Annotated in this window: 11 protein-coding genes and 1 pseudogene; 4 read left to right on the forward strand and 8 right to left on the reverse strand. The window is 64.9% G+C overall.

The window, feature by feature from the left end; translation table 11 throughout:
- Positions 1–432 precede the first annotated feature (432 nt).
- The 8 genes and pseudogenes from ABD255_RS43790 to ABD255_RS43800 all read right to left on the reverse strand — a co-directional run.
- Entirely contained in the window at positions 433–501 is a 69-nt protein-coding gene (locus tag ABD255_RS43790; RefSeq protein WP_425554480.1) for a Mu transposase domain-containing protein, read from the reverse strand.
- Between the two features lie 170 nt (positions 502–671).
- The gene (locus ABD255_RS20590) at positions 672–1,373 is read right to left on the reverse strand and encodes a hypothetical protein (RefSeq protein WP_344216313.1); all 702 of its coding nucleotides are present in this window, start codon (positions 1,371–1,373) and stop codon (positions 672–674) included.
- A gap of 7 nt (positions 1,374–1,380) precedes the next feature.
- The gene (locus tag ABD255_RS20595; protein WP_344216315.1) at positions 1,381–1,884 is read right to left on the reverse strand and encodes a hypothetical protein; all 504 of its coding nucleotides are present in this window, start codon (positions 1,882–1,884) and stop codon (positions 1,381–1,383) included.
- Between the two features lie 264 nt (positions 1,885–2,148).
- The gene (locus ABD255_RS20600) at positions 2,149–2,958 is read right to left on the reverse strand and encodes a DUF5984 family protein (RefSeq protein WP_344216317.1); all 810 of its coding nucleotides are present in this window, start codon (positions 2,956–2,958) and stop codon (positions 2,149–2,151) included.
- 1,214 nt (positions 2,959–4,172) lie between these two features.
- Complete coding sequence (locus tag ABD255_RS20605; RefSeq protein ID WP_344216319.1) at positions 4,173–4,934, reverse strand: MBL fold metallo-hydrolase; 762 nt, start codon at positions 4,932–4,934, stop codon at positions 4,173–4,175.
- 543 nt (positions 4,935–5,477) lie between these two features.
- Positions 5,478–5,768 (reverse strand): ArsR/SmtB family transcription factor, encoded by a 291-nt coding sequence (locus ABD255_RS43795; RefSeq protein WP_425554479.1) that lies wholly within the window; start codon positions 5,766–5,768, stop codon positions 5,478–5,480.
- Between the two features lie 468 nt (positions 5,769–6,236).
- Positions 6,237–7,064, reverse strand: coding sequence for an LLM class flavin-dependent oxidoreductase (locus tag ABD255_RS20610; protein WP_344216321.1), 828 nt, complete (start codon positions 7,062–7,064; stop codon positions 6,237–6,239).
- Between the two features lie 154 nt (positions 7,065–7,218).
- A pseudogene (locus ABD255_RS43800) lies at positions 7,219–7,467 on the reverse strand (aldo/keto reductase); the annotation flags it as partial.
- A gap of 463 nt (positions 7,468–7,930) precedes the next feature.
- On the opposite strand from ABD255_RS43800, the gene ABD255_RS20615 reads away from it, so the two are divergent.
- The 4 genes from ABD255_RS20615 to ABD255_RS20630 all read left to right on the forward strand — a co-directional run.
- Positions 7,931–8,062, forward strand: coding sequence for a hypothetical protein (locus ABD255_RS20615; RefSeq protein ID WP_344216323.1), 132 nt, complete (start codon positions 7,931–7,933; stop codon positions 8,060–8,062).
- A 138-nt stretch (positions 8,063–8,200) separates the two neighbouring features.
- Positions 8,201–9,160, forward strand: coding sequence for a hypothetical protein (locus ABD255_RS20620; RefSeq protein WP_344216325.1), 960 nt, complete (start codon positions 8,201–8,203; stop codon positions 9,158–9,160).
- A gap of 671 nt (positions 9,161–9,831) precedes the next feature.
- Positions 9,832–10,773 carry a proline dehydrogenase family protein gene (locus ABD255_RS20625; protein ID WP_344216328.1) on the forward strand — a complete coding sequence of 314 codons (942 nt, stop codon included), beginning with the start codon at positions 9,832–9,834 and terminating at the stop codon, positions 10,771–10,773.
- A gap of 2 nt (positions 10,774–10,775) precedes the next feature.
- A partial coding sequence (locus tag ABD255_RS20630) for a M24 family metallopeptidase (RefSeq protein WP_344216330.1) occupies positions 10,776–11,609 on the forward strand: 834 nt, incomplete at its 3' end.

The raw sequence follows: 11,609 nt of genomic DNA on the forward strand, positions 1-11,609 counted from the left end.
TCCGCAACCTCAGCGACGGACACCGACCGACACGTCGTCATCCAGAACGACGGTCAACACCCAGGTCGCAGGACTCATCCAATGGATGAGTCCTGCCTGGTAGGCCGAGATTAGCCATCGCAGTGGGCGGATGCATCGGGCTGGACCTCGTGCAGTGGCAGGGCACCCTGGTCGAGGCACCCGCCGCCCAAGACGTGCTGCTACGCCGGCGCTGAACCGTCGCCGAACTCGCCGATGGTCTGTCCGGCAGGGTCGCGCCCACAGCCGCCGGCACAGGCCTGCTCGAGTGCGGCCGCACCGGGTAACGCACCGGGTTGACGGATCAGCGCCTCCAGGTAGGTTCAAGTTCGAGGCGGGACCCGCCCTTGGCCAGGAGCCGTTCGTGGCTGGCGACCTCGGTGCGGCCGTCGTACACGACCAGGTCGGAAGCATTCAGCGACACCTGACCTGGCGGCCGATCAGCCGCGTCGGGACCGAGTAGTGGTTGGTGCGAATGGTCACCTGGGAGAACCGGTCGACCTGCGGTGTGATCCCAGCGCCAGGTCTCGAACACCGAGCACAGCGGAGGCTTCAGCAACGACTGCTCGACCGCGAACAGGTTGCCCACCGTCCGGGCCCGGGTACCGATCCTGCGAGACTCATCGCCAAGATTCCACCTATCGATCACCTGGTCAGCTCAGCAAGTGAATCGACCTCCGGACCGGCGCCAAATGGTTGCGACGGAACCAGCCGATCTGTCCCTCGACGCAGCCCTTCTCGTGCGCACCCTCAAGCCCGGGCTGGCAGTTGCAGGCCTCGATCCCGAAATGAGAGCGGAATGCCGTCCACCGCTCGGTCTCGACCCGCTGCCGAGCGACCCCAGCACCTTGGCGACCGGCGGCCTTCAAGTTGTCGTAGCGGATCTTGCCAGACGGCACACCACCCAGCACGCTGAAGGCGTGCACATGGCCTACGAAGAACGGCTCCTGACCGCCGGAGGCGAAGACCCGGTGCACCGCCTTGCCCGAGTACGACGACCGTAGACAGAACAACATGCAGGTCACGTGTTCACCGCGCAGCCGGATCATCACCTCCCCGAAGTCGACCTCGCCCTCTGCACTAGGCAGACGCGACTGCGGGACGAACACCTGCGCCGGCCCGCGGCCGGCCTCGATCCGGATCTCCGGGCGCCGTCTGGCTACATAGCCACGCACCAACTGATACGACACATCCAGCAGACCGTGGTCGTCGATCAGCCGGTGATAGATCCGAGTCGCGGTATGTCGCTGCTTCCTTGGCGCGTCCAGGTCGCCGAGCAGCATCTCGTCGATCACCGGCTTGAACGGATCCAGCTTCGAACGCCGTGGCCACACGCTTGCCGCGCCGGTGGCCATGCCGAACTCAACGCCTGCTGAACGGTGCGCCAACCGACGCTGTACTTACGCTCCAGAGCCCGGTTCGAAAGACCGCGCGGGAATCTCGGCGCAGCCCGGCATACAGCTCGACCTTGGACTGACGTGGCGGCATCGGTGGTGCTCCCTCGCTACGCACACCGATCCTCACCGCAGACCCCTCGGTGACGCCATCTTCGCGGGCAACTTCCGCCCCAGCCAGCAGGTGCAGCAGGGACAAGACGGCGGCGTCCATGGCGCTCTTAACCTCACTAAGCAGGATGCCGGCCGCCTCGTCGATGGCGCGCAACTGCAGTGCACTGGGTCGATACGCGCACCAGAGCTCGACTGTGTCCTCGCGCGACTTCTCAAGCCAGGCGGAGAACGGTCCCTGCTGCCGGATCTCGTCCCAGCGTCGGATGCACTCGCGCCGCTGCTCCAGAGCGCGGTTCAGGTGAATTCGAGCGCTCACGAACAGACGGGGGACGCCAAGGTGCTCGGGACGCTCCGACATGCGACAAGGATGGAGGACGCCGCCGACACTTTCGGTAGATCAAGGCACGAGCCGCATCACGCTCGACTTGGCGTACGCATCGTCGCCCCGTTGGTAAGCACAGCCGCGACTCTTTTTGTGATCCGACAACTGATCTGCGACACAGGTCCGCCAACTGATGTACGACAGGCGAGAAGCCTGGATGACTACCTGGCGCGCCGGCCAACGCACCGCACAAGTAGCCGAGGAGCGGATGCTGGCCCGGTCAGGTGCTCGAAGGAATGCCTAGCCCGCTGGAGCGTCGGCCCGTTGAGCGTCACCGAGCAGCAGGCGGGCACCTTGGCGGACAACATTCCAGTCGGTCTCCGGGGAGCGGTCGAGGTTCTTGGCAAGCCAATGCCGCCGGTCTTCGTGTTCCTGCCGCAGATGGACAAGGTCGAGGTCCACACCAGGTAGCCCGCCGCGGTGTTCCAACTCCTCGACTCGCCGCCCCATGGTGTCCATCAGCTCGCGGTTGAGGGTGTGCACGGCCTCAAGGTACGCGGTGGTCGGGACGCTGAGCCGGACTGTGGGGTCGGCGGTGAAACCGATCTCGCCGTCGTCCTCGTGCCGCCAATCGATGGTGATCTCGTCGCGATCGCCGCGGGTGGTACGCCAGTACCGGAGCTTTGGAGGACTGCGCAGGTAACCGAAGTCCAGGTAGTGCTTGCCGTACCAGATCGCGGCGGTGACGACGGGATGATCGGGCACGTCCGCGTTCTCGTCATCGGTCCGTTCCTCATCCGGTTCGGCCATGAACTCGAGCGGGTCACACGTCCACTGCGCGGGGTGGGAGGCGATGAACGGCTGCAGATCGTCGGGCACCGGCTCCAGCACCTCCGGTGTAAGGACAATGACGTCTTCCCAGAGCCGGGCCAGGTGGTAGTCGATGTAGGGATGCGGGTGACCTTGCTGGGTGCGGCGCAGCAGCTCCTGCCCGCTTGCTTCGAGCCAGTACCAGCCCTCGGTGAGCCCGAACCAATGGAGGCTCGGCTGGTCGCTGCCCCACGGCGAAACCTCGTCCAGTGGGTACAGCTCGAATCGAAATTTGATCATTGAGGCAGTATCCAGTAATGACCGGCGGTCGAACGAGAGCCTCGATCTGGCCGGTCCGCGCTTCCGCACTGTCGCAGATCACCTGACGAAAGGTGTCGCACATCAGTCGACGGAGGACAAGTCGCGACGCTTTTTGTCGTGTGCCACCTGATGCTGTCGTGTGCCACCTGATGCCTCTTGCTGAATTTGGCTCTTACGGATCAAGGCGCGCCTTCGGCGCGCGGCCCCGGACGGCGGGCGGCGCCAGGGCGCCGTCCTCGCCGGTGCCCAGCAGCAGGACGCTTCCCCGTTCACGCGATCCCAACTGCCACGAGCCAAGTCCTGGCGTCTGACCGCCGGTTAGCCCCGTCCCCCTCGCCGCTCGATCGTACGGCCACCACGACCCACATCAAGAGCGCTCCGCGTCCCTACGGGATCGGCAAGCCGACTCTTGACATGCGCCGCGCTGGCCTGGGTTTGGCAGTCATTAGGGGGACGGGGCAGCTCTGGCGACGCTGGTCAGCAAGGGCCCGTCGACCGAGCACGCCGGGCGGCGAAGTTAGGTGAGCTGGCAAGGCATTGCGCACACCGGACACGTGGCTCGCTTGGCGGTGGATACGACCTCCACTCCACAGCCGGCGCACGTGCCGTCCTCCCATAGCTCAGGTTCCGGGCCGAACCCTCCGTCGTAATACTCTCGGTCGGGCCAGGCCACCACGGCGATCTCCCCGTCGCGCTGCCCGCGAAAGTTGCCTTGTAGCCGAGTAACCTGCGCAAGAACAAGGCGTGAGGCCATTCCGTGACGGGAGCTCGCTCTGTACGGCAGAACCCGCCGGAGGACATCAACGAGCTCGGGCGTCGGCAGCGCAAGTAGCTGATTCGCGAGCGTCTGCCTCGCTTCATCGTCGACCATGAGGCGCAGCCTACGCCGGTAGCTGCCGTGCCATCCGTGAGCGATTAGCGGGCGGTTAGGCAGCCGGGGGCAAGTGGGTCACTCGGAGGGCACTGGTTCACCCATAGGACCATGCGGTGAGCGTGTCGTCGACCGATCTTCCAAGCTGGCTAGGTGGGTCGGATCGTTGACCCCAGCCTGACCTCAACGACCCCTGCCTGGGTCGATTTCGCGGAGATCTGACGTCACAGAGAACACCGCCAGAACCACTCAGGGCCTGTGTGGCTGATGCACGCTCTCCCAGGCAACTGCCGTAACATGTGCTCGCGAGTTCGAGTTGCGGTCAGCTTCGAATTGTGCTTGACGTGCCAGTGCGGGGCGCCGGGTCCCCGAATGGGTCCTCGGCATGCCCGATCCGTGTGCCGGCGTCGGCAAAGATTGCTTCGCCGTGCCCGAAGCCGGCGATCTGGGCGCCTGTCGACGCAATGCTGAGAGCCGATCGACGGGTCTCGGCGCGGTCCACGTTAAAGACCCCGAGCACTACCTGACCGTTGAACTCGGCCACGGTGTCGCCTGTCAGTACGACGTCGAGCCGTGGCAGGTGGAGGGCGATGCTGCCAGGGGTGTGCCCTGGCAGGTGAAGGACTCGCGCCTCGCCCGCAATCTGCAGGACGTCGCCGTCGTCAACCTCGATGTCGACCCGACACGCCGGTGCTCGCGGTGGTTCGGTCGGCGTCTGGTGAATAGCCTCCTCGGCTGCGGTCAGGCGGGGGAGGGCGCCCTCGTCGATACCTCGTACGACCGGCGCCTCGGTCGCGCTGGCAATGATCTCCGCGTATCCCCAGGTAGCAATCTCGGCCGCGGCGCCGGCGTGGTCCTCATGGAAGTGGCTCAGTACCACCTGTCGCACGTCCGTGCGAGAGCGGCCGAGCGCGTGCAGGGCGGCCTCCACGACAGGTGCACTATGTTGCCAGCCCGTGTCGAACAACGCGACGCTGTCTGGTCCCAGCCACAGATAGCTGTTGAGGAGGTGCGCCTCGCCGTCAGGGATGCGCAGGCGGTAGAGGCTTGGAGCGATCTCCAAAAGGTCGGGCTGTGCAGTCATGGTTCTCCTGATCGCGAGAAGGTAAGTAAAGATGTTACACACACGCCGATTACTTGACCCCCGATGTGGATCAGGTGGGATCTGCGCTACGTGTCCGGGGAGCGCCCGCCGGCCACCGGTGGCGAGTGCGCCATGTGAAGCCGAGGATGAGACCGCCGAGTAGGAAATACGGTTCGATGGCGACGAGGAGCAGGCTTGAATGGTCGCCCTCGCCGCGCAGAACATCGAAAAGCATGAGGCACACGCCGACACCGCCGCGGGCTGCCAACAGAACAGCTACCGTGACGAGCGCCCAGTTGAGCCTGCTGCGCGCGCCAATCGTGCCAGCCCTCCGTTCCGGACGAGTCCACCACAGCCAGACCGCCAGTGCCGCACTAGCCAGTGCGACCCCGAGGTTGTACGCCGCGAACCAGGGCGTTTCGAGCGCGGCGTCAGCGGCTGGGGTTGAAGCGCCGAGTCCGGAGCGGCCGCCGAGTGCCCACCACCAGTGCAGTGCTGAGAACAACCCGGCCCATACGATCGCGGCAGGCGTCCACTTCCCGGTCAAGATGTGACCGCGATCAATGCGCGGACGAGCGATGCGACCTCAGATGATGTGAGGCGGTATTGGACCGTACGGCCGACCTTTTCTGCCGTGACAAGGCCCGACGTGCGCAGTACGGCGAGGTGATTGGAGACGTTCGGCTGGCTGGTGCCGGTATGCCGGACCAGCGTCCCTACGGTCGATGGTCCCTCAAGGAGCGCGACGAGGACGGTGAGTCGGTTCTCGCAGCTCAGAGCGCGGCCCACCTCAAGCATTGCGGCCGGGTCTGCAGCTCGCGAGGAATGATACATCACTAGATCATGATACCTGTGCGACACATCAGAATCCAGTGATTGATTGGGTCGGTGATGTCAACTCAGAGCGTGCCTTCGCGCTCGTCTCCGGTGATCTGTGGTCCGGCAACTTCTCGGAGCCCGGACCACATCGCTGCTGGGCGACGAGATGCCGCCAGTAGCGCTGTCGGTAAGACTCCTCGCGCCTGGGTACGGCGCGGGCGGCGTACGGTACGCGCTTGGTACCTGCGTGGCGGCCCCGGCGGTATGCATGGATCGGTGGTGTGCTCGCCGACCGTTTCGGCTGATCTGCTGACGGGGGCCGGGACCGCCTGCGTCCCGCGACGACATCCGTCAACGGTGCGACGATGCCGACGTGATTCGCCGGCTCCACAGCGGGCAACCGGTCCCCGGGCTCCTGGCACGATTGGTGTGGCGGGCGGTCCTGATCATCCAACTCGAGAAATGGGTCGTGGGAGGTTCGTCTCAGCGGTAGTCGTCGAGTCTGGCCACGACCTGATCGAAGACCTGCAATTCGTGCGCCTTCGGGGCATAGACGACGATCTCGTCGAACCCGACCCTGGCGAACCGGTTCACCAGCGCGGCGAACCCGTGCTGGGACTCCCACGGATTGATAGCTCCGTACGCGAGTAGGATCCGTCGGATCGCGCGGCCGTCGAGCAATTCATCGAGAGACTGATTCCGGCGAACGGACTCCTCGTAGAACTCGTCCTCGGAGGCGGCACCTGGGAAGGTCGCCCAGCCGTCCGCATGCGCGGCGACGACTGCGAGGGCCCGTGGCCCGTTGGCGGCGACTATCAGGGGAGGCTGCCGCACGGCCTCGGGTGACATCGAAGCCAGCGAGTACGGGTAGTACGCGCCTGAGTGGTCGGTCACGTCACCCGACAGCAGACGGTCCACGATGGCTACGAACTCGGCCAGCCGGTCAGTGCGCTCCCGTGGTGTCCACATCGGTACGCCGGCCATGCTGTGGTCGGAAGGCCAGAGGCCGGACCCGATGCCGAAGTCGAAGCGTCCTCCGGAGACCTGATCCATCGTCGCGGCTTGCTTCGCAAGCACCGTCGGGTGCCGGAACACCAGATTGGCGACCAGGAGCCCGACCCGGATTCGCGACGTCGTCGCCGCCCAGCCGGTGACGACCGTGGGACCGTCCAGCACCGGGATCTCCGGGTCCCTGGGGTGTCGGAGGTTGTCGCCCGTCCAGAGGCAGTCGAACCCGGCAGCTTCTGCTACCCCTGCCCAGTGGGCAGCCTCGTCCCATCCGGCCGGATTTACCTTCAAACCGAAACGCATGCTGTTCCTCTCTGTCGAACGGGCTTTCCGGCGGGTGACGAGTACGCGTGTCGAATACCTCTGTACTCGGCTGACATCCTGGACGAACATCGGACGGCCACTGACTGCCCAGCGCACAGACGATCAACCAGCCAGGTCGCAGCTCGTCGGTCAGTTCGAGAGCAACCGCGGCCAAGCCTTCGTCGAGCTGGGCCACCGATGATGCGCCGATCAATGGAGTAATCGGCAACTCGCCGCCCATTATCCAGGCCAGCACCACTTCGTTGGCAGTGGATCCTGCTTCCTGAGTCACCTGATCCAGGACCTTCCGAAGTGACTGCGTTCCCGCTCGGTCGTAGAGGTCGTTCAGCGGCTTGTCGTCGTGCACGCACGCGTCACCGAGCGGCCGCCTGAAGGGGACCATCGCAAGACCAGGTTCTGCGCGAAGCTATCTCAATAGGTGCCCGTTGGCGGCTCCAATAGCCCCGTCATGTGAACGAGAGGCGCGCCCGATCGGTTGCTGGCGGTGAAGTCGGTGCCGGGCAACGTGAGCCTGGAGTCGATGCTGACCGAGAACCGCAAGCTGCGCGCGTCAGTGCTATCGGGCTCGCTGCTGGGTTGCTGGCCGACGTCGCACCGAAGGTGCTGGCCAGCTGGTGGGCATGGACAGTGGTGGAAATTGCCGTCGCATCTACGGACCGACCCGCCCGAGCAGCGGTTGCCGTTGTTGGGGCACTGCTGCGCTCCCGGGCGAGGGAGATCACCGACACCATTGGTCGACCTTTTGTCTTGACGGTGCGCCGGGTCAACGCCAGCGCGGATAGGCGGGTGAGCCTGGAGCTGGTGAACGCCTTCAAGAGGGTGACCGGCAAGCAGGCATCCTGTTCTTGACTGCGGCCGCGGCGCTCGACGCGCCGGACGAGCTGGTGTACCGGCGTACGGTGCAGCCGACACTGACCACCGCGGTCTGTCTCCGCTGTTCCGGATCCATGGCGACCAGCACGGCGAAGTCCGGCTGAACATGCAGCGCCCGCTCACGTTGCGCGCCTAGCACAAGTTGCCCCGCGGCGGCGCGTCATGAAGCGCCGCCGCGGGGCTTGGCTATAGTCGGCCCGATCTCGAGCTGTTCGAGACTCTTTCTGGAGGGGGAGACTCCTATGAAATCGCAGCGCTTTGCGCTTGCACTAGCCGGCGCGGGGCTGCTCGCCGCGACGGTTGCTTCCGTTCCGGCCGCCGCCACCGGTCAGGCCGACCCGAAGCCGTACTTCGTGGGTAAGACCGCCCAGCCGAACGCGGCCAAGGCTGCCACTGCTGAGCCCTGCGAGAGTGCAGTCGGCGTACCCACCGCCGCAGGCACCATGCAGGAGATTTACAGCATTCCGGGGCGGCCTCCGCAGGCCGACTCGCTCGAGCCGTACAAGTTCGTCGGCACCCGCGCTAATGCGACCTGGTACGGGGCTGTTAACGCGGCCGGTACCCAGTTCTACTACTACGGTCTGCTGCTGCAGGGCGGGAGCCTGTACCGGCACACGACGTACCTGCCGGCCGATGAGAGCAAGTCACCGGTTCCGACGTTCAAGAAGGTCGGGACGGGCTGGAGCAGCTTCAAGTCGATCGCCACGTCGAACTACAGCGTCGCGCAGCCGCGGCACGCGTACCTGTATGGGTTGAACACCAACGGCAGCCTGTACCGGTACCAGATCGTGGGTACCGGGTTCCGCGCGCTCGGCCCGCTGCCAGGTTTTCGCGGGTTCAAGGCGATGACCGTGATCAGCGAGACCGCGACGTATGACACGTTGCTGATGACGACGAATGCCGGTGCGCTCTGGACCGTGCGCATCCCGGTCGCGGCCGGGGCGAAGCCGGTGCTGAGGCTGATCCGCTCGGCGGGCTGGTCCGCGTACGAGTCTCTGGTCGTGCAGGGCTGCGGGACTCGTGGCGGTTCGTTGATTGTGGCTGTCGATCACAACGTCCAGACCGGGTACCAGTTCGCGATGAGCAAGGCGAACGGTGCGGCGACGGCGATCACGTCGTACGGCAGGATCCCAGGCGCGGTGTTCAACGGCGTCAGCCACGTGTCCCTGACCACGCACTACGACCAACTGGTCGGCGAGTAAGCGAATAACACGCTGAGGGGTGCTGCGACCAGTTCAATGTCGCGGCGCCCCTCAGTGTCATTTTCGGGCGCGCAGCTTCTGTGAATGGACGGCCAGACCGCGACCGCGAGGTCAAGCCACGTGGGCACGTCCAGCAGGAGCTCGATGTCGTCGCCGACCGCCTCCCCGCACTGCGGCGAGCCGGACTATTTCGAGCGGCTCGATGTGGTCGCCGCCGTTCGGCAGCACCCTGCGGACGAACCGCCAGCGGATACGGTGCGCGCTGGCGGTGGCCCGCGCGCGTCATGTGACCTTTCCGGCCGGGAAACACACTGGGATGAGCCCTTGGCCCGCCGACTGTCGTCACGAGCGTGGCGCCGGCTCAGTCCAGGCATTGGCGAGAAAGGTCACCGCTGGCACAGCTGAGCGCTGATCGACATCACCGACTCCCGACTTATCGCCATCACAGCCACGACCGCACGAGTGCACAACCATCCCATGCCAGGACTCGTCGCGCTGACCGAGCACGAGACCTCCTACCTGTTAGGCCGGCGCTCCACCACGCCGACCACCGCGTCGGACACCTACTGCTGCAGTATTAACCGCGGCTAACCGGGAGCATCAGAATCCCCAACACCATCAAGCGCCGATGCGGCATAGGCTTCCTGCATGTTTCGAGGAAGGTGATAAGCGTGCCGGCATTACGCATTTTCGGTCGACTTGGCCAGCCTGCGTTTCGATCGCTCATCTTGTCCGTCGCCGGTAATCGGCGAATCCAAGCAATCGCGGATAGGCGCGGACTGGAGGCGGGAGCCGACCGTTTCGTCGCGGGCGAATCCCTCGATGAATGTATTCCGGTCTTGCAGCAGCTCGGGTCTGACGGTATGCGTACCTACGTGATTGCCTTGGGTGAAGCTGTTCACACTAAGGAGGGAGCTGCCGAAGCAGCAAGGATCTATGAAGAGCTCATTCCCGCGATCGCTGCCGAGCGATTGAACACTACCTTCTCTATCAAGTTGACCCACCTTGGACTCGAGGTCGACCGGGAACTAGCGCTCCGGCACGCACTGCGGATCGTTTCGCTGGCCGCGAAGCATTCTGCATTCGCTCGCTTGGACATGGAGCATTCTGCTGTCGTCGATGACACGCTTGCCATCTACCGTGCATTGCGCAGCGAGGGCCTCGACAACACTGGAACAGTACTCCAGGCGTATTTGCACCGCACCATGGATGACCTGATCAACCTGCTGCCTCTCGAGCCGAACGTGCGGGTTGTCAAAGGTGCGTACTTGGAGCCGGGCACGGCTGCTCTGCAACGCAAGGACCATGTCGACGTCGCGTACGACCAGTTGGCCCGGACCGCGCTGACCTATGCCAAGTTCACCGCGGTCGCCACGCACGACCAACGAGCGATCCGCGTCGCGGCCGATGTCGCGCTCGAGCAGAGTTCGGACTTCGAGTTCCAAATGCTCTACGGCGTTCGCTATGCACTGGCCCAACAGCTCGTCGCGGCAGGTCAGCCGGTGCGGATCTGCGTGCCCTTCGGCCAGGATTGGTTCGTCTACTTCGCCAGAAGGCTGGCCGAACGACCGGCTAATGCTCTCTTCCTGCTCCGCAATCTCGGGAGGCGGTAGCCGTGGTCTATCTGAACTTTGCTGAGGCCGCGGAAGCCAGTCGCAGCCGACCGGAGAGGTTGCGCGCGGAGCTGCCGAATGGTGCCACCGCTCTCGCAGGCTCGGTGGCGAACGTGCGATGGTTGACGGCGCTTGCAGGTGTACCGCACGTGTACTACGACCGCGGTGGTTTGGCCGCGCTGGTCGGCTCGGTCGGAGATTGCCATGTAGTGGCGCCGGCCTCCGAGCTCGGGTGGATCTGCGAGGTTTACGAGAGCAAGCTGGTGCATGCTCACGGACACTTCGTCTATCGCGGTGACGAGCTCTCGATCGGTGCAGGCAGGACGTCGGGGAACACCCCCGTGGAGGCCGTTGTCGAAGCGTTGAACGGTCTCCCTGACAGCCAACTGATTGTCCACGACGGTCATGTCGCAGCCGAGGTTCTGGATGCCCTTGCGGACAGCCGGCCCGATTTGCTTCTGGTGGCGGATCCGGAGCTCTTCAGCAAGGCACGCAGTGTCAAGGATCGATACGAGCTGGATCGCCTGCGACGAGCGAACCTGGCTGCGGAGGCCGGGATCACAGCAGCTCTCGACGAGGCTCGGCCTGGCATCACCGAGCGCGAGATGCTGCGGGCGGTTCGCCGGGTCATGGTTGACCATGATGCGCATCCGTTGCTCAGCGCTCTGGGGTTCTCGGAGCGGGGAGCGTTGGTCGACATGCCGGTCTCGGATCGCGCGCTGCGCCGAGGCGATGTCATCCGCTTCGACATCGGTTGCTCGGTTGAGGGGTATCACTCCGATCTATCCAGAACCGCGGTGTTCGGATCCGTCGACAGCGAGCTGCGGGACCTGCAC

The organism is Kribbella sancticallisti, from assembly GCF_039530625.1.
GTDB lineage: Bacteria > Actinomycetota > Actinomycetes > Propionibacteriales > Kribbellaceae > Kribbella > Kribbella sancticallisti.